We start from the raw sequence: 23,451 nt of genomic DNA, 5'->3' as shown, positions 1-23,451 counted from the left end.
GGATTATCTATTCTTCATCTTATCAGCAAGGTTTTTATTATACTGAATAAAAAAATGTGCCCAAATTGATTTTGAAACTGCAGAAATATATGGCAATAATAATAAAAGAACGAGTACAATAATTCCAAATATTCCCAGAGGATTTGTGGGCCAGCCAATAATAACATAACTCAAAACAAATACGGTTACCCCAATGGCCACTCCTACCGCGTAGGATACGTACATACTCCCGGTATAAAAACTTGTTTCGAGGTGATATTTTACTTTACACTTAGGGCATTTATCTAAAACCTTATTTGTAGAAAAGCTATAAGGTGGTTTTTCCAGGAATTTTCCTTCCGTACACCTTGGACATTTTAAAAACAGCACACTTTTTAGTCGTGGAAACATAAATTTTTAAGGTAAAATAATAAAATAATTTTGGTCTGGAATGTAACATTTGTAACAAGCAGGGAATGTGGTCAAAAATATTCTAAAGGGTCTTGTACGATCAATCAATGATCTTTTGGCATCTAAAAAGCTAAAAATGTTATTTTGATTTCAATTTAATGGGGGACTTTTAACGGGAGAACTAAAAGGATTATCCCTCTTTAGTAATCAAACTCATTTACTTTGGAAAAAGCCTTTTATATTCCTGCATTTTATTGCTTGCTGGTTTTAGTTCAAGGCCTTGATCTATATTTTAATCTTTATCATAATCTTTAGAAAGATTACTATGTCGGTCAGCACATTACCGCTCCACTCCGCGAAAAGCTATATTTCGGGTAAAGAGCTTCCTTAAGAATATTTTGGGCATCCTTTTTATTTTCCTTAATGATGTATCCGGTATAGAATAGTTACCGATCCTCGTGTATTCTTATATTTAATTGAGTAAAAAAGGACGCCCGCTAAATCGGAAATCATTATTGCATTTACTTCGCTTCCGGTTGTTTCTCAATTTAAGTATTTCTATTTCCTTCCCGGCCGCTAATGTGACTGCCTTTTTTGTAATGAGAAATACCAATATTCAGAAGGTAGTCCAAACCGCCTAAGTCAGTCGTCCTTCCTTTTTTATAAGTCTTCCCTAATTCTAATATTGAAAATATATCAGCATCAGAAAAGATGCAAACGGCGCTATAGGAAGTAATTCAATAAATAAAAATTAGGTTGTGTAACTAAAGTTACTGTAGGACCTTTATATATAGTTTAATTTTATCAAAAAATTTAAAACGATCGATTAAAACTATTTATTATGGAAGCAAATGTAGAAACACAAAAAGTAATTACAATGCCGAGAATTGGAGATACAGCACCAGATTTCGAAGCTGTTACAACCAAAGGAAATATTAAAATGTCTGAATTTGCTAAAGACAAATGGACAGTTATGTTTTCACATCCAGCAGATTTTACACCCGTTTGTACTACTGAAATGAGTGGATTTGCTCAAAGAAAAGAAGAATTTGATGCTTTAAACACGGAACTACTAGGATTAAGTATCGATAGTATACATGCGCATTTAGGTTGGGTGCAGAATGTAAGAGAAAATACGGGAGTCTATTTTGATTTTCCAATTATTGCAGATTTAGATATGAAAGTATCCAAACTATACGGAATGCTACAACCTAACGAAAGCGAGACCGCTGCTGTGCGAGCCGTATTTTTCATCGACCCATCAAAAAAAATACGTTTAATTATGTATTATCCACTTAATATAGGTCGGAATATGGATGAAATATTACGTGCCTTGGATGCATTACAAATGTCAGACAAACATAAAGTAGCAATGCCATTAGATTGGAAACGAGGTGACAAAGCTATCTGTTCTGCACCAAAAACACTTGAAGCTTTAAACGAAAGGTTAGCAGATGACTCAGTTGAGAAAGTCACTTGGTATCTTGCAAAAAAGAATATCTAAAATAGAACCAAGGGCTTTAGTTAAATTTACTAAAGCCCTTTTTTAACCTAAATAATCAAAACAATGAAAATAAAACAATTTAAATATAAACACTTGCACATTATTCCTAAGCTATTGTAAGCGATGGGAAAATGGCAGTTAAAGACCCAGAACGCAATCCCGAGCAATATTACGCTTTCGCGAAAGCGAATAATGCAGAAATTGTGGCGGTAATCGAAACCCATCCACATGCAGATTTTGTGAGTTCACATTTACAGATTCATAAAGAAACGGGTGCATCAATTTACAATAGCAAAAAATTGGGTGCAGATTATCCACATAATACTTTTGATGAAGGCGATAGTTTAAGTGTTGGTAAATGCAACTTAAAAGCTATTAATACACCAGGTCATTCACCAGATAGTATTACAATTGTGGCTACAGAAGGTAATGATACTGCAATGTTTACTGGTGACACCTTATTTATTGGAGATGTAGGACGTCCAGATTTACGTGAGAAAGCTGGAAATATGCAAGCAAAAAGAGAAGAACTAGCCGAAATGATGTATGACACCGTAACGACAAAGTTTAATGATTTGCCAGATGATACTGTTGTTTACCCAGCACACGGTGCCGGTTCTTTATGTGGAAAAAAATTAAGCGATGCTGCACATTGGTAACGAACGTATTAGCAACTGGGCGTTTAAAAAACAAACCAAAGAAGAATTTAGGGATACCATCCTAGGTGGGCAAGCCTTTATTCCTTCCTATTTTGGGTTAATGTAGGCATCAATAAAAACGGCGCAGAAAGTTTAGAGCCTGCAATCGGAGGTGTTTTTTTTAAAAGAAGCTACCACTTCGGGATTAATCGTTGATACGCGGGAGGAAGCTACTTTTAAAAAAGGGCACTTACCTTGCAGTATAAACATACAAGCAGTTTATGAAGATTCTAAATTCGAAACGTGGTTAGGTTCAATAATAGAACCAGAAGAAGCGTTTACTTTAGTTATAGATAATGAAAAATCCAAAGACTATATACTAAATAGAGTTGCTAAAATTTGTTATGAAAAGCAAATCAAAGAAGTCATAACACTTGGTAATGAAAATTTAGTTGAAAATAAAGTATTAGATTTAAATGATTTTAAATCCAACCCTGAGAATTATACAATCATAGATATAAGGAATACTAGTGAAGTAGAAATAGAAAAATTCTTTAAATCTGCAAAATCTCATCCATTAAATAAGTTAAGAGAAAGTGCAAGTTCTATTCCAACAGACAAACCTATAGTAGTGCATTGTGCAGGTGGTTATAGAAGTGCAGCAGGAAGTAGTATTTTAGAAAAACAATTAAAAGACGTTCCTCTATATGATTTGAGTGAAACAGTTAAAAATTTTAAATAATTAATCATGAAAAAAATAAATAATATCGGTTTAGATGATAAAGTATCACAAACCACAGCAGAGAAATTAAATGACTTACTTTCAAATTACCAAATGTTCTATATGAACTTAAGAGGATTTCATTGGAACATAAAAGGAAAAAAATTCTTTGAATTGCATCTTAAATTTGAAGAACTTTATAATGATGCTTTAGAAAAGGTAGATGAAATTGCGGAACGTGTACTAACATTAAGTGGAACACCTTTGCATTCCTTTGAAAAATACATTGCAACTTCAAAAATCAATTCTGCAGAAAACATAACAGATGGAGAAGAAGCTATTGATATAATACTAAAAGCCTTAATTACCTTATTGGATAAGGAAAGGGCTATTTTATCAATTGCGGCAGATGCTAATGATGAAGGTACAGTCGCATTAATGAGCGATTATATTGTACAACAAGAAAAACTGGTTTGGATGCTTTCATCATATTTAGAATAAACTTCACAAAACATGTTTAACCAAAAAGTATTTGAAAGAGAATAAACCTTCACATAGGACTATCTTTTTGTGACACTATCCCGCAAAGTGTGTAAAGTTAAAATAACAGGGGTTGGACTTTTTTAAAGTCTGACCCTTTTTTCATAGATCGTAAGGAACTGATTTAAGATAATGCTCAAGTTCCTGGTTGGCAATGACCATTTCTTAGTGGCTTCCCTTGTAGCCAAATATACAGATTTCATCCCTGCCTCATCGGTAGGGAAAGACAATTTATTTTTGGTATACTTTCTGATTTTTCCCTTGAGGTTCTCGATAATGTGCTTCTTAGCAGCGATGTGCCGTTCTTCAGCCAAGATTTATACTGAGCCCAAGATTGTACCGGTAATGCATATAGAGCACCTTTTTACCCTATTTCTTTACCGGGCTCATATCATTGCTCTGGAACCTATAGAGGTCAACCAGTTACTTCTCTTTACTTTCGTAAAATGTCGTGATTGGAACCTTGCTCATCAAGCCATAAAGATAGATACACTACACCCAATGGTTGAGAATGTAACAATTGATTTATTTTAAATCCTTACGATTTTAATATTTTTTTGTTACTAATTAAATAGACATTGTAAATTATCTATAGTTATCTGTTTCAAATAAAAAATCTATCCACACCTCCTTTATATGTGCTTATTTTAATATTGTCTAATTGATTCATATTTTAAATACAAATATTTACCACTATTATTAAACTGTGGTGATTATTGGCTTTCCAATTTTATAAGACGTTCAGCACATTCCCCTGAATTTGCGAAATGCTGCATTTCGAGTAATGAGCTTCTTTAAAAATATCTTGGCATCCTTTTTCATTTCCCTAATGAAGTATTCGCTATGGAATAGTTACCGCTCTTTGGGTCAACTGATACTTGACTAAGTAAAAAAGAACGCCTGCAAATCGGAATTTCATTCTTGCATTTACTTCGCTTCCGGTTGTTTTTCAATTTCAGTATTTCTATTTCCTTCCCGGCCGTTGCTGTCCCTACCTTTTTTGTAATGCAAAATACCAATATTTAGAAGTTAGTTCAGGTTGCATAAGCCAGTCGTCCCTCCTTTTTATAAACCTTCCCTAATTCTAAATATTAGCAACTGTATAAGCATCAAAAAAGGTAACAGCACACGGCACTATAGGAAGTAAATCAATAAATAATAATTATAAAATCATTTCAAAACAACATACCCGGAAGCGAAGTAAAAAAACCAAAAAAGGAAAACGCTCCGGATATAACAAGTAAATCAATGTTTAATCAACCTGCAAAGAAAAGCAGGTATCTAAATCTTTTAATTATGAGTAATCTAAGAAACCAAGTACAGTTAATCGGAAATGTGGGGAATGCCCCGGAAATCAAAAACTTTGAAAGTGGTAAAAAAGTAAGCAGTTTTTCACTGGCAACCAATGAATACTATCATAAAGGAGGGGAGAAAGTACAACAAACCGACTGGCACAATGTAGTGGCCTGGGGAAAACAAGCAGAGCTTATCGAGAAATATGTCGATAAAGGTAAAGAAGTGGCCATCTGTGGCAAACTAACTTCCAGATCCTATGAAACCCAAAACGGAGAGAAACGATATGTTACCGAAATTTTAGTAAATGAAATACTCTTCCTTGGAAACAAGGAAAACAAAGACCAGTAATTTTTAAAAACAAAGAGGGCGTTCCCTTCGAAAGTTGCGCCCTCTTTTATTATTAACCCTTTAAAACAGTCAATAATGAAAACCAAAGTTAATGAAATAGCGATAAGCTACAGCGGAAGTTTAAAAGTAAATTTACTGCCCAAAATAACCTGCTCTCAAAGTGCCGCTGAATTAGCCTTTGAGCAGTGGAATAAAAATGATATAGAACTCCAGGAAACTTTTAAAATAATGCTCCTCAATAATTCTAATAAAGTAAAAGGTATTTACGAGGTTTCAAAAGGTGGAATTACTGGAACCCTGGTAGATTTGCGAATCTTATTCGCAGTAGTATTAAAGTCCTTAACTACCGCAATAATTTTATTGCACAATCACCCCAGCGGAACCCTTAAACCAAGTGAAGCAGATAAAAGCCTGACGAGGAAAATTAAAAATGCGGCATCATTTTTTGATGTTAAAGTCTTGGACCATATTATTGTTATTCCTGATGGTAATTATTACAGTTTTGCAGATGATGGTATCCTGTGAGGTAATTTCGTATTATTAGTTAGTTTTAAAAACCCTTCTTTAAATAGAGGGGTTTTTAGGTTCGAATAGTGCTCAATGAATGCCTATAAACAAGTAGTTCTATAACAGAAACTTGAAAATTAGCTTTGTTGGTAGTGCTTAAAAATAAGGAGCATTTCAAGCTCAATTAAGTAAAAAAGGAAAAATTCACTGTTACCTGAATTTTCCCTTTCTTTTTAGGTCATTGAACCTACTCTATAGAAATAAAAAAATCTTGAATTCGGACACTCTTTTTGAATAAGAATTATTTACTACTCGCTACCAGTTACTAAAAAAATCCTTATATTTATTTCGCTGATCTTCAGCATTCAAATTTACGCAGGTTTATCCATTTGTGACTTTCGCCGATAACCTGCACATCGAAAAATTATTAATTCGGAAATTTTTTCCGGGAATTGGCAAGTGGTTTTTGACTGTCTATTAAGACAGGAAACAGACCAAATTGTACGGAATTTTTGTCCCGCGCTGCGGGACGAAAAGGAGTAGCAAGAGGATAACACGCGATGCGATGTTTAGTACTCCTTTTTATTTTCAAATAACTGATATTCAATAATTTGAAAAAATATGAAATTCTACACTTCTTACAATTTGCGACAAATGCCTTGTAAGCGCCCATTTTTAGGGAATAATTTGCGACAAATCGGCGAATTATGGACTCATTTATCGGTATCAGGTTTAAAAAAGAAACGGCAAAACGTTTCCAGGAATTTTCAAGAAAACACTTCAAATCACACACCGAGGCATTGGAAACAATGCTTGACTTTTTCTTCTATAACGAGATCTCCCCAAAAGAAAAGCTAGGTCCTACCGGGAGGACCATAGAAGCGAAACTTTTAAAAAGGATTAATGCCGTTATCGCCATAATGCGGGATGTGGAAAAGACACAAACCAAACCGACTGCGGCAATGATTCAATCGCTGTTTGAAATAGAAGAACCCAAAAAGAAACCCTTGATTGTGGAAAAGAAATATGCCAAAGAACAACCTAAAGTAAGGTTTCAGGAAAAGCAAAATCATCATAACGAACACTAAATTTTTGAGCTATGTACATCACGATTACACCTCAAAAACTGGGAGGCAATTATTCACAAAGTTCAGGCGATTTTGTGGGTTACCTGGAAAAAGAAAACGAAGGCTTAGAGCCTTCTGAAATGGAAGATTTTTTCAATCAATATGATGATAAGATTTCCGCTGAAGAAGTCGTAAAAGAAATTGATGGCAACACTGCTAAACTCAAAAAGAACGAACCCAAATTCTATTCGATTACGGTTAGCCCTTCCAAATATGAATTGAATCGATTGCAGAATAGCAGCGAAGATTTAAAAAAATATACGCGGGAACTGATGAAGGATTATGTAGCCTCCTTTAACCGTGAAATCAATGGACGACCTATTCGTGTTGAAGATATTAAGTATTACGCAAAAATAGAACACCAACGTAGTTTTAAAGGAACCGATTGGCAGATTAAAGAAAACCAGCCTTATGCCACTCAAATTCTTCAGCTTAAAAATGAGATCCGGCACTTGAAAACACAGGGCAGAGAGGGGGAAATTAAATACCTACAACGGAAGATCTCCAAATTGGAAAGTGAAGCGCCCCATCAGCAGGATGGGAAGCGAATCGTTCAGGGAATGCCAAAAGCCGGAAACCAAAGCCATATTCATATCATCGTAAGCCGAAAGGATGCTTCTAATACTTTTAGTCTTTCCCCGGGGAGCAAACATAAGGCATCGGAAGTGGAGATGCACGGAAAGAAAGTAAAACGGGGCTTTGGCCGTGATCAATTTTTTGAACGTGCGGAAAAGACTTTTGACAAAACTTTTGGCTATCAACGGAACTTCGCTGAGACCTACAAAGCTCGAAAGGATTTCATCAAGAATCCGAAAGTCTATTTTGCATCACTGATGAAACTGCCCACCAGTGGAAAGGCCATTGCCTTTAAAATGATGAGGGAAAGCGGTGTTCCAATGCTGCCCAGCATTCCGGTTTCTCAGGCGCAATTGGCAATGAAAGCTTTTAACCGCCTACGCCGGGGCGTGGAAGTAGCCATCAAATCAAGTTCCATAGGTATTTAATCTAATTCTAATAGTATGTATGTAGATCATCTCTTTAACGTTCTTTCCATCATTGGGCTGACCAGTGCGTTGTTTTATGTTGGGTATCAACTTTCCAACTATGCATTCCTAATAAACAACCTGTTATTGTTTGTATTGGCTTATTTTTTACAAACATCCAATAATTTGATTTTAGTGTTGTTGAAAATTGTCTGTCCGCTTTTGCTAATCAATACGGCATTGTACGTTTTCCTGCATAAAAGGAAAAACTCAAAAAATAGTGACCATAGGTATCAAGTGGATTTTGCCACGAGCAACGGAAATTTCAAACTGGACAATATTAAACGTGGGGCATCCATCATCGGTTCTGCCGGAAGCGGAAAGACCGAAAGTGTGGTGTATGGCTTCCTAAAACATTTCCGAAAAAAAGGTTTTTGTGGAATTATTCACGATTATAAGGATTTTGAACTGACGGAAATGGCGTATCCACTTTTTAAAGATGGGGGTATCCCATTTAAGGTGATTTCCTTTGATAAGATCATCCATCGGGTTAATCCCATAGCTCCACGCTATTTAGAGAATGAGGAAAGCGTTAACGAGGTGTCCCGGGTATTGATCGAGAACCTATTGGAACAACGGGAGTCAGGCACGACGGGAACCACCAAATTTTTCAATGACGCTGCGGAAGGATTAATAGGTGGATTGATTTGGAAACTGAAAACAACCTACCCGCAATTCTGTACCCTGCCCCATTTAATCGCTATTTATCAATACCTGGACACCGACAGCCTGATCCGGTTTTTGGAAACCAATACCACCTCCAGGGCAATGGCAGATGCCTTTATCAGTGGGAAGGATTCGGAGCGGCAAACGGCCGGGGTGAAAAGTACCTTAGCCAATGCTCTAAAACGCATCAGTACGCAACGGATTTTTATGGCCTTGTCCGCAGATGAAGTGCCTCTTAATATCAATAGTAAAGAAAATCCTGCGGTAATTTCAATCGTCAATAATCCCAAGTTTGAAAGCTCGTATTCTCCGGTGATTGCTACCATTGTCCATACCATTACTAAGCAAATGAGCGTACGGAACTCCAAACCTTCATTTCTGTTAATGGAAGAAGCACCTACCATACGCTTATTGAATATGCACCGTATTCCGGCAACCCTTCGAAGCTTTAATATTTCTACGGTCTATGTAATGCAGGATAAGATCCAAAACGATATGATGTATGGCGATAAGGCCAGTAAGGCCATATTGAGCAATCTTTCCTATCAGTTCTTCGGAAAAGTCAACGACCCAGATACCGCAAAATATTACGAACGCTTTTTTGAGATTATAAAAGACCCAACAAAGAGTGTGAGCCGTGGGCATAACCTTGATTTTGATACCAGAGTAACTACCGGGGAAAAGGAAATTCCAAAAATCAGGGCGGATGTTTTCTTTCGTTTGAAACAGGGGGAGTTTATTACGTATGCGGATGGAACTGACAAAAAAGTACAGTTTAAATTAGCAAAGATTCAAAGGGAATTGCCGGAGGAATCGAAACAATTTTCTCAGGCTGATTTGGAAGCTAATTTTGAAAGGATTTATGAAGAAGCGAGGTCTATATTTGAGTAGTAAATTTAATTATTATTAACAGGTTTTTTGAATTCGGGACGCAATGTGTCCCGAAAATTTTTAACTTATTTACGAGGATTTAATTTACCTCAATCAAAACCTTCTATTAAAATCAAACTAGCATTATCACTCGCTTCTTTTTGAAGTCTTTGGTCAATAGTTGAAATGAGAGCACCGGTTGACTCCTCTTTATTGAGTAAGTATTGAAGCGTGTTTGGATTTATGATGTTGTGAACACCATCCGAACAAATAAACAATTTGTCTCCTTTATTCAAGGTGAGTTCGTGATAGGAAGGCACAGATTTCTTAACATCACCTTGAATAGAACGGGTAACAATATGGTTATATTTAGATAAATTTACCCTACCATTTGAATTGTCAGTTTCATAAAGCTCATTCCTTAGATTATGTGATTTGCTCTCAAAGCAAAGTTTGCCATTTGAATAATGCAGGATTTTTACATCTCCCACCCAAAATGTCTTTGCGGTTCTTCCTGAAACTATTATTCCGCCAAGGGTAGATCCAAGTTTTGATTGATGTTGTTCTTGGTATTGGCGTAAAGCTAAGTTTGCTGTGTTTATGGCCTTATGGATGACATTTACGTTAAATTGATCGCTATTGGATAGGAAATTATTCAAGATGTCAATAACCATTTCCGCAGCGATATCACCATCATCATATCCTCCCATTCCGTCTGCAACTATATAGAGATATGAATGAGTACCAATTTTCTCAGCCAATATTCGGTCTTGATTGGTTTCTCGCTTTCCAATATGTGATATTACTTTAGATTTCATTTATTTGTCGGTACATCCAATTGAACCATCCGTTTCAGCGTATCGAAAAACGCTTGTTGAAAGGCGCTATCTTGGGTGTGCAATTTATAGAGTTCCAGTTCATTTTTTCTTTGTCTGGACAACACTTCCTGAATAATGCGACGTAAAGCAATATCGCTGTTTTGTTCGTCTGGGTTTAGTTTAACCTTTTCTTCGAAGTCTGGATGAGCTTCCACAAATTTCTGCAAACTCAGCATTTTAACGCGTTGTTCCTCTGGGGTAGCATCCCAGCCTTGAAAATAACGTTCGTTAAAAGTTTTGATGATGGCTTCCAGTTCATCTTCTTCGTTTTCTCCGTGAGCGCCACGAATACTTGGGTTCTGCGGATCGAGTTCTGAGTCACTTTCGTCCAAACCTATTTTCACCCCTATTTTATCACGCTGTTCCAATCCATAAGTTGCCAAGTCAACGGCGTCCAATAATTTGTCCAAGTCGTCTTCATCTGGATCTTTGACAATCATTTTAGGGATAAGAAACTTTAGGAACCAATAGAGCATTTCCCATTCCGGATTATTGAAATCCAATAGTGCTGCCACCTGCCCATAAATTTTAACAAATTGCCGCGCCTTGATTTTATAATCTGCCTTTTGCTTTTGCTCTAACTGCAATTCCACATCAAAACGGGCTTGGGGTTTGCTCAAAGCGGCTCCTAAGGTTTCCGTATCTGCATTTGAAAAGAATAAGTCGTTGAACAGTTCCACTTCAGACCATTCGTAAACACCTTCTTCATCCAGAATCATTTTGGCATCGTGCAATACATTTACATCTGTTGCACTACTTAACGTTGTTACCGTATAATAAGGGTCAAAAGCTTTTTTAATATCTTCTTTGTCATTGAAAAAGTCCAACACAAAAATATCTTCGGTCTTTTTTCCCAGTTTTGGAGCAGAACGGTTTAACCGAGATAAGGCTTGCACAGCCAGTACGCCTTGCAATTTTTTATCGACATACATTGCGCAGAGTTTCGGTTGATCAAACCCTGTAAGGTATTTATTGGCAACTACCAAAATACGGTAATCATCCATATCAAAATAGCGTGCAATTTTGTCCTGAATATAATCGGGATCAGATGACTTGGTGGTATCCAAATGAGCGGGTAGGTTGTTGAGAGATTCTTCGGTTAAGGAAATACCGTCTACTTCTTTTTCTCCTGAAAAAGCGCAGATGGCTCCAAATGGGGTTCCCCGCTCTTCCAACAAACGTTGAATAGCTTTAAAATACCGAACAGCAGACTCAATACTCTGCGTTACGATCATCGCTTTGGCTTTTCCTTTTAATTTTTTCTTTTGCACAAAGTGCTTAGTGAAATGATCCAGCATCACTTCAGCTTTGGTGTCTATGGTTTGCTGGTCTTTTTCAACAAAGGCTTTTAATTTCTTTTGGGCTTTTTTGGTATCGAATATCGGGTTTTCTTCTGCCGACTTCGTCAAACGGTAATAGCTTTTAAATGTGGTATAATTGTTCAGTACGTCTAAAATAAAACCTTCTTCTATGGCTTGTTTCATCGCATACAGATCGAAAGGCTCAAAACTGCCATCTTCTTGTGGCGTTCCAAATTTTTCTAACGTACTGTTTTTGGGTGTTGCCGTAAAGGCTAAATATGAAGCATTAGTTTGCATCTTTCGGGATTGCATCACCTGCGCTATTTTATCTTGAACATCTTCGGCTTCTACTTCGGTTGATTCTTGTCCAATAGCTCGGTTCAGGTTGTCAGCTGTCGTTCCCGATTGTGAACTGTGTGCTTCATCAATAATCACTGCAAAACGTTTATCACTTAAATCAGAAATGCCTTCCACGATAAAAGGGAATTTTTGAATCGTAGTAATAATGATCTTTTTACCTTGTTCCAAGCTTTCTTTTAGGCCCCGACTGGAATAAGCAGGAGCTACAATATTTTTGACTTCCGAAAAACTGCGAATGTTTTCACGAATCTGTCGATCCAATAAACGCCGATCGGTTACTACAATAACAGAATCAAAAATAGGTTGGTCTATTGCTTTTTTACCAGCCGCCTGTTCATTTTCTGGATAGGCTTCTATTAACTGGTAAGCTGCCCAGGTAATAGAATTTGATTTTCCCGAACCGGCAGAATGCTGAATAAGGTAACGGAAGCCCGTTCCATTATCACTCACGTCTGTCATAATTTTTCGTACTACACGCATTTGATGGTATCTAGGAAAAAATAAAGTACGTTTATTTATAGGGTCTTTAGACTTCCCATCTAAGCGCACAAAGTGCTGAATAATATTAGCTATGCTTTTTGGCTTAAATATCTCTTCCCATAAATAGGCTGTTTTATGACCAAATGGATTGGGCGGATTGCCTTTACCATTTTCATAGCCTTGATTAAAAGGTAAGAAAAATGTATCTGTGCCGTTCAGTTTGGTCGTCATAAATACTTCATCGGTATCGGCGGTCATATGTACAAGACAGCGTCCAAAATTGAGCAGAGTTTCTTTAGGATCACGCTGTTTGCGGTATTGGTTTTGACCGTGTAAGCGTGCATTTTGACCTGTCCATTGATTTTTGAGTTCAAGGGTAATTAGCGGTAAACCATTGACAAAAATTACCATATCAATTTCTTCCCGCGGATTACTTTCTGAATACGGCACTTGGCGGGTTACGCTAAATTGGTTACTTTCAAAATCTTTAGCAACTCTTGCACTGCTACTTCCTAAAGGTAATGGAAACAATAAGGTAAAATGTGCATCATCAACTCCCAAACCTTTTTTGAGTACGTGCAACACCCCTTGTTTTTTGATAATGCGATCCAAACGTTGCAAGATTTTAAGTTTCCAATCGTTACTACGTTTGAGTTTATCGAGTTCTTCTTCCTGTGTGCTTTCTAGAAAATTCCAAAACCGCTCGGTATCTAGTGCATATTTTGAATCAAAATGAGAACGGTCTCCATTATAATACCCGTTTCTTGTTCTATATACTGCATTAGCTTCTGCAACTGAAGTGCCTTCTTCTTTAAGTGTTTCTAGTGAAACCCCGGTTAAGCATTTTTGGATTGCAGCTTCTAAAGCTTGTTCGTTGGTTTGGTTATTCATTATAAATGGTTTTCTGAAGTTCAGGTCAAATAAACTATTTTTTTAAAGTTGATCTTTAGCAGGTGTTACATAATTGAATTTGGTTAGTTGTGAATGAAGAAAGTCATCGTTCATTAACTTTAGGAAAAAGTTTTGAGATTTTTTTGTATCCAATAAAATCTGTGTACTGTCGGTAGAATACTTAAATTCAGTTCCTAATTTATCGTGATTTTTTACAAATTGAATTATTGATTCTTTAGGTAAATTAAATACAGGTGAACTAGTGGATATTTTGGATAATTTCCTAGCAAAAGGTAAATCGTCTATACGTTCGCTTAAAACTTCAATGTTTTCCAATATTTCAAGATTTTCAATGCTTGTTAAAGATGATGTGGCTTCTTTAACAATTATATCGTTGAACTCATAGTGGCGTTCTGGAATAGAAATATTATTGATGTAAACGGATTCACCTATTTTTATGACATCTACTTTAGTATCGATACGTAAAAATTCTTTTTTGATTTTATCAAATTGTGTTTGGTGATCTTTGATTAAATATATTTTACCTTGTCTAAATAGATTAATAGGCATTTGCTTCCTGTAAAGTAGGATATTGTTTGCGTGGTCACCCAAGTAAATGTAATAGCCTTCTAGGTTTTTTAATGAATCATTTTGAAAATTAAAGTAATCTGGTTGATTTGCTTGATCTGCAATATTGTCAAAATAATCAAAAATACTAGGTTTATCTTCTAAGTCATATTCATACAAAACACTTTTTCTGTCATCCGCAGAAGATAAGTTCAATAAAGCTATATCTTCATTATCAACAATTTTTTTTAACTGATTTTTATAAGCATTAATTAAATCTTGTTTGACGTCTTCAATAATATTTGCCCTTTTTAATTGGTTTTCACCTTCTACGCTTAAAAGAAAATAGACATTTAAGCCTATACCTTCCATTTCATTTATCGATTTAAATTTTTCTTTTATTTGTCCAATATCCATATTATACTTTTTTAGTGAAATAAACTTTTTCCGATATTTTTAAATACTTTACTTTATCACCAATCTGAATTTTATCTTTAGTTATAAAAATGCTATTGTCTAGGGATTCATTATTCGTATCAGCTTTGTATATATGAAACCCCAATAGGGCAAAGGAGGGATTGGAATAAAATAAATTCGTTTTCATAAAAATAGCACCCAAAATTATCAAAAGAACAATAAGCAATACCAGACCTCTTATAGTAGTGAAATCAAATGCTATTAATGAAATAATAGTCATTAGTAAGGCAAAGTATTCATAGTTTATATTTTCAATTTTTTCAATTTTAACAGGTAGATCTAGATCCCCTTTTAATCCATTTAAAAATTGATAATAAAAAATCATCCCCATAACTATGAGTAAAATTGAGCCAAATGCAATAATGTTGTTAATAGTTAAAAGATTTTTAAAACCAATGAATTTACATTGATCTTCTATACATATTGGGAAATCTATAGTAACAACTATCAGCAACAAAAAGAATATCCAAAAAGACATTATAAAAAGTTTCAGCTCCTTCATATTCAACTCACTTTAATTTTTCCCAGTACGCAACTATCAATCAAACTTGCCTTATATTCTTTTAATTTTACAATAGCTTGTTCTTGTTGGGTAACGGCTTGATCTATTTTTTGTGATTGCGCATCAATGTAATTGACAATTTTTTCTTGCTCTCCTTTAGGAGGGATAGGTAAATGAATATCTTTTAATTTAGATGCATAGGTGTGAATTATAATTTCCCCTTTAGCAGTTTTTGCCTTTTTCTGCTTTCACCAATTCGGAATTCATTACGTAGCTCAAATATTTTGAATTATTTGAAACCGGGGTAAATATAATTACGTCGCCACCAGCTACCGTTATTTCATCTGATTGAAAAGTCACACATTTTCCAATATCTTCTTTAGTTTCACCTGAACCAGTAAAAAGCAATTCATTTTTTTTAAGAAGTCTTGCTTTTTTTGCCGTTTTTATACCAATAGTACGCACCGCAGATTTTACTTCAAAATTGTACTTAGTATATATATCACCATATAGAATTGCTTTAACACCTTGTTCAGTTAAATCAGACTTAGAAAAACCGCCTCCTTTAGAGAAATAACCGAACATTCCTAATCGCTTCACTTCCCAATTTTCAGGAATGTCTCCAATCCAATCTACCCCTGAATCTTTCTGTGGCACATTTTCATTTAAGCCCCGTGTTACTGCCTTTTGTATGAAAGCTTGCTTACGCTCTTTCAGTAAGGCAATCATTTTTTCCTTTTGCGCTACGACGGTGTCCAATTTTCTGCAGGTTTCATCTAAAAAATTGGCGATAGCTTGTTGTTCAGGTTTTGGTGGAAGAATTGTTCGCACTTCCCCAAAATCATCCGTATACATACGCCATCTTGAAGGAACGACTCCACTTGATCGGCGCGCAAATTCATCTAAATATATTTTTGTTCGGTATAAATAATGAGTAAAACGTGGTGAAATTTCGTTTGAGGCTTTATAAATTGAATAGGCAGGACTAACAACACCGTTAAAATTTGAAATGCCTAATCCTCCTAACCAAGCCAACATAATATTGGTAACCAAATTATCTTTAGAAACCTTTTTATAACCAATTAAGTTTTCACTTCTTGATTCATTTTCGTTTGTTTTTACACCATCATATTGTGATACTGATAAAAGTTGCTCATTTCCTTCTTCAGATAAGTTGGTTATTTCAGTCCATAAAAATTTAGATCTTTTAGTCTTCCAATCCTTAGGTATTTTACCCAGCCAATCTACGCCGCTGTCTTTATATGTCGGATAGGTTTTCATAGATTCACGCTGTTTAAAATATCCATAATCAAGCCTTCACTTTCGGTTTCCAGTTCGCGTATGTCTTTATCAATTTCATCAAGCGGGCGTAAGGGGTTGTGCTGATAGAAATACTTGTTAAAACTGATCTCATACCCAATTTTGGTTTTATCCAAATCTATCCAAGATTCTTCCACGTGGGGGAAAACTTCTCTTAAAAAATAATCATAAATGGTTTCGTTTAAGGGAACATTTTCATAATCCCGTAAATCACTTTCACTTTCGTAAATTGTATAGGTATCTTTATTTCCACCCGGGAAATATCCGAAATGGTGTAGTTGTGTGGGCGTGCAATCTAAATGGGCGCAAAGGTTTTCCAGTTTTTCACCTTTTAAGATTTTGGTGGTTTTGATAACTTTTTCGGCTTCAGGATCGTAAACACTCACCGCATCCAAAATGACTTTTTTCTGAGCGTTGCTTAGTTTTATCTCCAATTTTTTGAGTGCTTTGTTGACCTGTTTTGAAAAGTGGTTAAAGTCCATAAACACCTTGTCTCCAATAGCTTCATATAATTTGGTAGCAGTATCTACCAAAAATTTAGCATCTTCCCAGGTCTTCTTTGCGGTAAGCTGAGCTTTCTTTTTAGAGCTTAAACTGATATCATTAGCCTCACACCAGTTCAAGATTTCTGTTTTAATACTGGGCAATTCTGTATAAACCTTTTTGCCAAAGGTTTTATACGCATACTCCATTGGTTCTTGCAATTGGCTGTGGTAGCGTAAACTTTCAATAGCTTCTAATGTAAATTGAGACCGCAATCGCTTGGGACGCTCAATAGTCACTTTATAGTACCCAAAATCTGTATTACTAAAAATTTTGCTTGCCAATTGGTTGTCTTCTTCTCGTTCTCTTGCTTCTGAATTGAGAAAAGTCTGAGTGATTTCTGCAATATGTTCCGGGGTAAATTCACAATTTTTTTGTCCCAGATTTTTTCGTAGTTTTTGGTAAAGCGGCTGCGCATCGATGAGTTGTACTTTGCCTTGACGTTCTTTGGTTTTATTATTGCTAAGCAACCATATATAAGTGGTAATACCCGTATTGTAAAATAGGTTGTTGGATAGTTGCACAATGGCTTCCAGCAAATCATTTTCAATTAAATAACGCCTAATGTTGCTTTCCCCACTGCCTGCATCACCAGTAAAAAGACTACTGCCGTTGTGAACGCTAGCAATACGGCTTCCCAATGGACTTTGTTTTAGATTTTTCATTTTGGACACCATTTCCATCAAAAACAATAATTGTCCATCGCTGCTTCTGGGGATGGCTTTTTCGGTGTCTGTTTTTTGCCAATAATTGGAAAGTTGAATAGTGAAACGTGGGTCGATAATATCTTTTCCGTCTTTGATGTATTTCTGCTCACTGGCCCAACTTTTTCCATAAGGCGGATTTGACAGCATAAAGTCGAAGTTCTTTCCAGAAAATTCATCGGTAGAAAGTGTTGATCCCAATCTGATATTTTGCGGATCGTTACCCTTAATCATCATATCACTTTTACAAATGGCATAGGTCTCGTCATTGATTTCCTTTCCAAATAGATATACATCTCCTTTGGCTTGAATGGCACCGGCTTCATCTTTGATGAAATTCTGACTTTCAGTGAGCATTCCGCCACTACCACAGGCCGGGTCGTAAATAGTCATCACGGGTGGGAGTTGATGCTTAACAGGTTCGAATACCAGATGTGTCATTAATTCAATCACCTCACGAGGTGTAAAGTGTTCTCCGGCTTCTTCGTTATTTTCTTCGTTGAATTTTCGTATGAGTTCCTCAAATACATAACCCATCCCCAAATTGGATAATGCGGGAAGTTTATAACCATCGGGATCTTCTTTCTCAAATGGAGTTAAGTTAATCCGTGGTGAGGTAAATTTCTCCAGTACATCGAGTAACACATCCTTGGTGGCCATATGTTTAATTTGGCGAACCAAATTAAATTTTGAAATGATTTCCTTAACATTATCGCTAAATCCAAGAATATAATCTTCAAAATTAGCCAAGAGAATGCTCTGATTATTAGAAGCAGTATCTTTTAGTAATTGAAGTGTCCATTTGCTAGTATTATAAAATTCATAACCAGCTGCTGTTTTCAGTCCTTCAGATTCCAGCTCTGTAAAACCTGCTTCTACCGTTTGGAACCGGACTTCGTCCATTACTTCTTTCTTCGATGGTTCGAGTAAAGCATCCAATCGGCGCAAAACAACCATTGGTAGGATTACATCACGATATTTTCCACGTACATATACATCGCGTAAACAATCGTCCGCAATAGACCAGATAAAAGCTATAAGTTTAGAATGCGAATTTTGAGTCATTTATTTTTCGTTTAATCCATTAACTATATTTTCAATGCATTGTAGCACTTCGTCATAGTTTAGGGATTTATGGGTTTCTATAATTTGATTAATCAGTTTACTTTCTTCCTTTTTATCGATTTCTTCGTTTAAGATTTTAAGAATAGAGTCAACTGTTTCTGTGTGTTTTTCTAATAATTCCTTACTATCCTTTCCTAAAAGAACCGCTCCTCCTGTAGTATTCTTGAATGGTTCTTGGCCATATACAGCATCATAATAATGGGTCGCAGCTCTTTCTTCGTGAATTGATAAGTAGTTTTCTAAAATAAAACCTATATCATCCGCATCTTTATTGTTGCGCTGGTGGCGATCCTTCCAAGCGATTATTTTCAAAATGAAAATACCGCTGAGAGTCGCAATTTTGATTTCGGTTTCATCATCTATACGAACAGGTAATGCAGCTTTATCAGCAGCTGTAAAACCTAACACCGACATTGCCATTTCTTCGTTAGGAGGCCAAAATATTTTGTGGTCTTTTTTCATTATTTCTCCAAAAGGCACAATATCTAATTGGAATTTGCCTTTGTAGATAAAGCGTTGTTTTTGATCTTTATCTTTGGTGAAATTTTCAAGTTTTACAAGCTGCTGTTCAACACTTAACCATTGTTCCCAATCGTTCACCGTAATTGCAATATCAAGATCGTAGGTTAAACGACCTGACTGTGCATTGTGTAGTTCCATAATGATATCCCGTGCGGTAGCACCGATCACAAAAAAAGAAATACCCGCTTCTTTGAAGTATTCTGTAAGTTCTAACAGAATAGGTTTCAATAGCGGATGCGTGAATTTCTCGCTAGATATAGTGTAGCTCATTCTCTAATATTTTTTTTGCGGTCTCAATATTTCTTCCATAGCCACTATTTATTAAATCTGCATATACTAAAAGTGGGGGGGCGGCTTGGTTGTTAGCGTTGCTATCTTTCCAAAATTTTTGTAAGATCTCAACAGAACCGGTTTCACTTGGGATTAAACGTAATGTCTTTGCGACTTGAGAAAGTTCTAAATCTGTAAATAGGGTAAATTGCTCAGGTCTTAAGTTATCTGTATAAAGCGCCCCTCCAGGTTCACCTCCCCAAAGGATAGAACCATTTTCTGAATGTAAATCTATAGTGCGCCAGTTTTTTAGTTGTTCCTGATCTATAAAACGCATTCGTTTTCTGAGAATTCGAGGCCTAAGAGTTGCATTAAAATCGACCACCCAACGCTCTAATAATTCTCTTTTATTTTTAAGAACTCGTTTATTACTTGTTTTCAATAAGTAATTTAAGGCTTCAAGTTCAGCCATTACATTGCTTACCGATCCTACGGACACGTCAGCTCGTTCCGAAATTCTTCTGTAAGAATCTTGAAGGTTTTCGGGCTTATTTAATAAATGAAAAATAATTTTTAATCCTGTTTCTTGAAAAGCTCGTGATTGATTTGTCTTATCTTTCTTTGCATTCTTTTGACCTTCTACGAAGATTGTTAAATCTTTATGCTTTATAAACGCATTCCCGGCAACATCGATATAATTAATACCACGTTCCTTCAATTTCTGAGCTGCTTTTTTTGAAATATATTCAGCTATTAAAATAATAGGTCTGCTACTGTTATTCTTCAGTTCCTCTAGTTGAGATAAGATAAATCCTTGGTTAGATGTCCGAACAGCAGATTTGCTCTCTACGATAAATGGTGTGTTGTTTATAGTCAAAAGCGCATCATAACCAGCGCTATTGCTATCTGCCTGAATAGAAACTTTAGTTAGTTCTTCCAGTTTAAAAGCAGCCTCGTAGATGAAGTCGTTATTGCGATACATAGTTCTGTATGTTCATTATTTAATTTTGTTCAGTGACAATGAACATTCAAATATAGTGAACATATTTAATAAAGCAATGAAGAAAAATGACTTATTAAGAGCTAATTCGAATTTTAAACGAGCTTCAAATAATGGAGCTCCTTTTCTTAAAGCTACTTTAGAAATAACCGAATTTTAAGATTAGAAGAAGCGCTATAGAATTTAGTAATATCAGCTTGAAGAAATTAAATCAGATAAATCTAAAATATTAATTTGATAAAGGGTAAATATTATAAATAAACCTAGTAAAGCCACTAGAATAAAATAGAGAAAACCTATAATTACACGGAGGTTAGTTATCTTATGTTTTATTTTTTTGAAATCATTTTTAAAATCGGCATAAATTATACGGTATGAATTTTGAATGATTTCTTCCTCTTGTTTCACGTCTTTTCTTAAACACTTAATATTATACGCGGTCATATTAAGAACGAGGAAAGCAATTATTGTATAGAGAAAATAAGCTGAAAGAATTAAAATTAATAGTGCAGGTTGATCTTTCACTTTATAGCTTGCAAAAATGGTTGCACCAAAGGTTAAAGGGAATGAAATAACTTGCTTTCCTATTGAAGCTATGTTTTTGTCGATGGAATCGAAATACATTCCACGCTCTTCTTTGAATTCAGACTTCACTTTATCAAAAGCAAAATTTGAAACATAGATTTCATAATCTCTTTTTGCTAGGTTTAAAAGTGTATTGTGTTCTTTTATTATTTTATTAAACCTATTTTCTTCTTCAGTATTGTGAACTCCGGTTATTAGTACCTCTTTAAAAAATTGTATAAATTCTTTCTTTTTAAACTCCTTTTGAAAACGATTGAACAAATTATTTAAGTCAACTTCTTGAAAAAAACTAACCTTTGGTAATTGATAACCTATATTAAATACGCCGTGGGTTTTACTAATAAGCGTAAACTGATCGTCAGTTTCACTAACATATGGTGTGAATTCAGGAGTATTTAAGAAAAAGAGTAAGATCTGTTTGTATTCGTGAATATTAAATATAGCCTTATTGATCTGGTTATAAGTGGCGTTAGGTTTTTTAAGTAAGTAGTCTCCATCTGCAGTAATTATGATTATTGTTTGCAAAACAAAGTCTTCTTTTATCTTTTCATATTTTTGTAGGAAATCTTCTGTTTTATAGAAAATACTTGTTTTATGCATCTTACAGGAGGATAATCTAATTTCTAGAGTATCACTTAAAAGAGTATTTACGTCATCAAAAATCTTTTCAGTTGTTTCTTTTAATTGAGAAAATTCAACATCAGTTTTTAATATAAGTTTACTACCATTATACTCAACTTTTTTATCCTTCAAGTCTAGTTGGGCTATGGTCTCCAAAAAGCTATCAATATCCTTATCTCCAGTATTAATATTGTTCATATTGTTTCTGCATAGCTTCAGCTAAATCTTTAGAATTTATTATTACTTTACCATTTTTTATTTGTACGCCATCTTGGCCAAATTTATCATAATCTACATTTATGTTAATTCCCGGAACAGAGGCTTTTATGGAGATAAGTGTTTTCCATTTAGGTGCATCTCTTTTAAATTCCGAATCTATCGTTATACCATTGGAATCTGCAAAGTCTCTGAATGAGTTTTTGTTTTCCTCTCCATAAAAAGTAGAACCCAATTCAAATAAATTTATACGCTTATCTCTTCTACTATTAACGTGTTCAAAGACAGCTTTATTGAATTCACTTCGCCCAAATAATTCTTTCCCATTTTCATCTAATGGTAATGGGATGGTTTTAATTATGTTAATCATATTTTCAGTGTTGACTGAATTTTTAATTAAACCTGCTGCTAAGATCCAGTCTTTAAAATATTCAGAAACTTCCCCATCTTGTTGGGTAGTAATCAAAGCTAAATAATTTCTGTCATCAGAATTCGAATTATAAATAGTAAAATTAAGCCGAACTCCCATAGCAATCTTTTCAATATTAATATTCTCAGTACTATCTAGAATATATGTTCCATTCTTCTTAATAATATTAATTCCAGATTTTTTTCGTAATAATATAACACCTAAATATCTTTGGTTATCGATAGTGTAGTCCGAAAATAAGTAGTACCCACCTTTGGCAAAAGGTTCTTTTTTTACTTTGTCTTTTAGCAAGTCCAAAGAATGCGTGAAATTAGTAAATTTCTCTTCAGAGGGGTCGCTAATATATTTTTGGAGCGTAATGGTAAATTTATTTTCTTCATCCTCTTTAAAAGAAGCGTTTTTAAGGCTTGGACTTGTATTAATTGCTTTATGGACTTGTTCGGTTAGGTTTAAAGCAAATTCATTCTTTTCGAGAGGTTCCTTAGAATAATCAATTTCAGCCTCCATTTTTTTTGGTTCCTTTTCCAAATAATGAATAGCTATTTCTCTAATTTTTATTTCCATATAGTGGTTTTTCTAGTTAAAAACCACTAAAATATTCAAAATCAGGCTATAATTAAAAGTTTTTGTTAAAATATTAAAACGGACCTCTATCCTTCGGTGCGTTATGAGTAACCTTCCACTGGTCGTTCTCTTTGACCAATTTAAAAACACCGGGGTTCGGGTCGTAGGATGTTGAATATTTAATCCAGGTTACCTCACCTTCTTTTTGTTCATCCACGACCTTAAAATTAGATTCAGAATTTTTGTCTTCGGCAAACATTTCTTGTATGCTGGAAAGGTTTGCATATCCAGATTCTGTTGTATATTCTTTTAATGTTGCCTTATCACCGTGATAAAAACTTTCGGCGACGAGTTTGGCGGTTTCTGAAGGAGATAAATTTTGTTTTCCGGCACAAGAGAGAAATAATACTACTAACGAAAAAACTGCTATTTTTTTCATAATGAT

Annotated in this window: 19 protein-coding genes and 2 pseudogenes; 8 read left to right on the top strand and 13 right to left on the bottom strand. The window is 35.1% G+C overall.

Annotation, left to right across the window (positions count from 1 at the left end; translation table 11 throughout):
• Nucleotides 1-3 precede the first annotated feature (3 nt).
• Complete coding sequence (locus INR75_RS19970) at nt 4-390, bottom strand: DUF983 domain-containing protein (RefSeq protein ID WP_223090205.1); 387 nt, start codon at nt 388-390, stop codon at nt 4-6.
• Between the two features lie 841 nt (nt 391-1,231).
• Between INR75_RS19970 and INR75_RS19965 the strand changes: the two genes are divergently transcribed.
• The 3 genes and pseudogenes from INR75_RS19965 to INR75_RS19955 all read left to right on the top strand — a co-directional run bounded on the left by INR75_RS19965 (nt 1,232) and on the right by INR75_RS19955 (nt 3,754).
• The gene (locus INR75_RS19965; protein WP_223090204.1) at nt 1,232-1,894 is read left to right on the top strand and encodes a peroxiredoxin; all 663 of its coding nucleotides are present in this window, start codon (nt 1,232-1,234) and stop codon (nt 1,892-1,894) included.
• Between the two features lie 63 nt (nt 1,895-1,957).
• Nucleotides 1,958-3,274, top strand: a pseudogene (locus INR75_RS19960) (rhodanese-like domain-containing protein).
• Nucleotides 3,275-3,280: 6 nt separating this feature from the next.
• On the top strand, nt 3,281-3,754 hold the full coding sequence (locus tag INR75_RS19955) for a Dps family protein (RefSeq protein ID WP_223090203.1): 474 nt from the start codon (nt 3,281-3,283) through the stop codon (nt 3,752-3,754).
• A gap of 122 nt (nt 3,755-3,876) precedes the next feature.
• Here the strand turns inward: INR75_RS19955 and INR75_RS20550 are convergent.
• Nucleotides 3,877-4,071 (bottom strand): annotated as a pseudogene (locus INR75_RS20550) (IS256 family transposase); the annotation flags it as partial.
• 1,018 nt (nt 4,072-5,089) lie between these two features.
• On the opposite strand from INR75_RS20550, the gene INR75_RS19950 reads away from it, so the two are divergent.
• The 5 genes from INR75_RS19950 to INR75_RS19930 all read left to right on the top strand — a co-directional run bounded on the left by INR75_RS19950 (nt 5,090) and on the right by INR75_RS19930 (nt 9,671).
• Entirely contained in the window at nt 5,090-5,437 is a 348-nt protein-coding gene (locus INR75_RS19950) for a single-stranded DNA-binding protein (protein ID WP_223090202.1), read from the top strand.
• Nucleotides 5,438-5,512: 75 nt separating this feature from the next.
• Entirely contained in the window at nt 5,513-5,962 is a 450-nt protein-coding gene (locus INR75_RS19945; protein ID WP_223090201.1) for a RadC family protein, read from the top strand.
• Nucleotides 5,963-6,651: 689 nt separating this feature from the next.
• Nucleotides 6,652-7,032, top strand: coding sequence for a BfmA/BtgA family mobilization protein (locus INR75_RS19940; RefSeq protein WP_223090200.1), 381 nt, complete (start codon nt 6,652-6,654; stop codon nt 7,030-7,032).
• Nucleotides 7,033-7,043: 11 nt separating this feature from the next.
• Nucleotides 7,044-8,075 (top strand): MobB family relaxase, encoded by a 1,032-nt coding sequence (gene mobB / locus INR75_RS19935; protein WP_223090199.1) that lies wholly within the window; start codon nt 7,044-7,046, stop codon nt 8,073-8,075.
• A 15-nt stretch (nt 8,076-8,090) separates the two neighbouring features.
• Nucleotides 8,091-9,671: a type IV secretory system conjugative DNA transfer family protein gene (locus tag INR75_RS19930; RefSeq protein ID WP_223090198.1), complete on the top strand. Its 1,581-nt coding sequence runs from the start codon at nt 8,091-8,093 to the stop codon at nt 9,669-9,671.
• An 89-nt stretch (nt 9,672-9,760) separates the two neighbouring features.
• Here the strand turns inward: INR75_RS19930 and INR75_RS19925 are convergent, their stop codons facing one another.
• The 11 genes from INR75_RS19925 to INR75_RS19875 all read right to left on the bottom strand — a co-directional run bounded on the left by INR75_RS19925 (nt 9,761) and on the right by INR75_RS19875 (nt 23,445).
• A complete protein-coding gene (locus INR75_RS19925) occupies nt 9,761-10,468 on the bottom strand; it encodes a PP2C family serine/threonine-protein phosphatase (protein ID WP_223090197.1) in 708 nt (235 codons plus the stop codon).
• Nucleotides 10,465-13,560: a type I restriction endonuclease subunit R gene (locus tag INR75_RS19920; RefSeq protein ID WP_223090196.1), complete on the bottom strand. Its 3,096-nt coding sequence runs from the start codon at nt 13,558-13,560 to the stop codon at nt 10,465-10,467. The genes INR75_RS19925 and INR75_RS19920 overlap by 4 nt, the downstream gene beginning before the upstream one ends.
• A gap of 42 nt (nt 13,561-13,602) precedes the next feature.
• A complete protein-coding gene (gene kwaB / locus INR75_RS19915) occupies nt 13,603-14,544 on the bottom strand; it encodes an anti-phage protein KwaB (RefSeq protein ID WP_223090195.1) in 942 nt (313 codons plus the stop codon).
• Nucleotide 14,545: 1 nt separating this feature from the next.
• Nucleotides 14,546-15,106 (bottom strand): anti-phage protein KwaA, encoded by a 561-nt coding sequence (gene kwaA, locus INR75_RS19910; protein WP_304956788.1) that lies wholly within the window; start codon nt 15,104-15,106, stop codon nt 14,546-14,548.
• Between the two features lie 222 nt (nt 15,107-15,328).
• Nucleotides 15,329-16,387 (bottom strand): restriction endonuclease subunit S, encoded by a 1,059-nt coding sequence (locus INR75_RS19905; RefSeq protein ID WP_223090193.1) that lies wholly within the window; start codon nt 16,385-16,387, stop codon nt 15,329-15,331.
• Nucleotides 16,384-18,738, bottom strand: coding sequence for a class I SAM-dependent DNA methyltransferase (locus tag INR75_RS19900; RefSeq protein WP_223090192.1), 2,355 nt, complete (start codon nt 18,736-18,738; stop codon nt 16,384-16,386). Before INR75_RS19900 ends, INR75_RS19905 begins: the two co-directional genes overlap by 4 nt.
• On the bottom strand, nt 18,739-19,590 hold the full coding sequence (locus INR75_RS19895; protein WP_255584601.1) for a nucleotidyl transferase AbiEii/AbiGii toxin family protein: 852 nt from the start codon (nt 19,588-19,590) through the stop codon (nt 18,739-18,741).
• Nucleotides 19,571-20,572 (bottom strand): type IV toxin-antitoxin system AbiEi family antitoxin, encoded by a 1,002-nt coding sequence (locus tag INR75_RS19890; protein ID WP_223090191.1) that lies wholly within the window; start codon nt 20,570-20,572, stop codon nt 19,571-19,573. The genes INR75_RS19895 and INR75_RS19890 overlap by 20 nt, the downstream gene beginning before the upstream one ends.
• A gap of 210 nt (nt 20,573-20,782) precedes the next feature.
• Entirely contained in the window at nt 20,783-21,994 is a 1,212-nt protein-coding gene (locus tag INR75_RS19885) for a hypothetical protein (protein WP_223090190.1), read from the bottom strand.
• Nucleotides 21,981-23,006, bottom strand: coding sequence for a nucleoid-associated protein (locus INR75_RS19880; RefSeq protein WP_223090189.1), 1,026 nt, complete (start codon nt 23,004-23,006; stop codon nt 21,981-21,983). Before INR75_RS19880 ends, INR75_RS19885 begins: the two co-directional genes overlap by 14 nt.
• A gap of 73 nt (nt 23,007-23,079) precedes the next feature.
• Nucleotides 23,080-23,445 (bottom strand): hypothetical protein, encoded by a 366-nt coding sequence (locus INR75_RS19875; protein ID WP_223090188.1) that lies wholly within the window; start codon nt 23,443-23,445, stop codon nt 23,080-23,082.
• Nucleotides 23,446-23,451: the final 6 nt, after the last annotated feature.

Source organism: Zunongwangia sp. SCSIO 43204 (assembly GCF_019904275.1).
Lineage (GTDB): Bacteria > Bacteroidota > Bacteroidia > Flavobacteriales > Flavobacteriaceae > Zunongwangia > Zunongwangia mangrovi.
The sequence above is the reverse complement of the archived record's forward strand: the minus strand, read 5'-3'. Positions and strand labels throughout refer to the sequence as shown.

What these genes read in the sequence shown, in the direction of transcription:
- INR75_RS19970 (WP_223090205.1), bottom strand. Translation starts at nt 390, where the DNA reads ATGTTTCCACGACTAAAAAGTGTGCTGTTTTTAAAATGTCCAAGGTGT.
- INR75_RS19965 (WP_223090204.1), top strand. Translation starts at nt 1,232, where the DNA reads ATGGAAGCAAATGTAGAAACACAAAAAGTAATTACAATGCCGAGAATT.
- INR75_RS19955 (WP_223090203.1), top strand. Translation starts at nt 3,281, where the DNA reads ATGAAAAAAATAAATAATATCGGTTTAGATGATAAAGTATCACAAACC.
- INR75_RS19950 (WP_223090202.1), top strand. Translation starts at nt 5,090, where the DNA reads ATGAGTAATCTAAGAAACCAAGTACAGTTAATCGGAAATGTGGGGAAT.
- INR75_RS19945 (WP_223090201.1), top strand. Translation starts at nt 5,513, where the DNA reads ATGAAAACCAAAGTTAATGAAATAGCGATAAGCTACAGCGGAAGTTTA.
- INR75_RS19940 (WP_223090200.1), top strand. Translation starts at nt 6,652, where the DNA reads ATGGACTCATTTATCGGTATCAGGTTTAAAAAAGAAACGGCAAAACGT.
- mobB (WP_223090199.1), top strand. Translation starts at nt 7,044, where the DNA reads ATGTACATCACGATTACACCTCAAAAACTGGGAGGCAATTATTCACAA.
- INR75_RS19930 (WP_223090198.1), top strand. Translation starts at nt 8,091, where the DNA reads ATGTATGTAGATCATCTCTTTAACGTTCTTTCCATCATTGGGCTGACC.
- INR75_RS19925 (WP_223090197.1), bottom strand. Translation starts at nt 10,468, where the DNA reads ATGAAATCTAAAGTAATATCACATATTGGAAAGCGAGAAACCAATCAA.
- INR75_RS19920 (WP_223090196.1), bottom strand. Translation starts at nt 13,560, where the DNA reads ATGAATAACCAAACCAACGAACAAGCTTTAGAAGCTGCAATCCAAAAA.
- kwaB (WP_223090195.1), bottom strand. Translation starts at nt 14,544, where the DNA reads ATGGATATTGGACAAATAAAAGAAAAATTTAAATCGATAAATGAAATG.
- kwaA (WP_304956788.1), bottom strand. Translation starts at nt 15,106, where the DNA reads ATGAAGGAGCTGAAACTTTTTATAATGTCTTTTTGGATATTCTTTTTG.
- INR75_RS19905 (WP_223090193.1), bottom strand. Translation starts at nt 16,387, where the DNA reads ATGAAAACCTATCCGACATATAAAGACAGCGGCGTAGATTGGCTGGGT.
- INR75_RS19900 (WP_223090192.1), bottom strand. Translation starts at nt 18,738, where the DNA reads ATGACTCAAAATTCGCATTCTAAACTTATAGCTTTTATCTGGTCTATT.
- INR75_RS19895 (WP_255584601.1), bottom strand. Translation starts at nt 19,590, where the DNA reads ATGAGCTACACTATATCTAGCGAGAAATTCACGCATCCGCTATTGAAA.
- INR75_RS19890 (WP_223090191.1), bottom strand. Translation starts at nt 20,572, where the DNA reads ATGTATCGCAATAACGACTTCATCTACGAGGCTGCTTTTAAACTGGAA.
- INR75_RS19885 (WP_223090190.1), bottom strand. Translation starts at nt 21,994, where the DNA reads ATGAACAATATTAATACTGGAGATAAGGATATTGATAGCTTTTTGGAG.
- INR75_RS19880 (WP_223090189.1), bottom strand. Translation starts at nt 23,006, where the DNA reads ATGGAAATAAAAATTAGAGAAATAGCTATTCATTATTTGGAAAAGGAA.
- INR75_RS19875 (WP_223090188.1), bottom strand. Translation starts at nt 23,445, where the DNA reads ATGAAAAAAATAGCAGTTTTTTCGTTAGTAGTATTATTTCTCTCTTGT.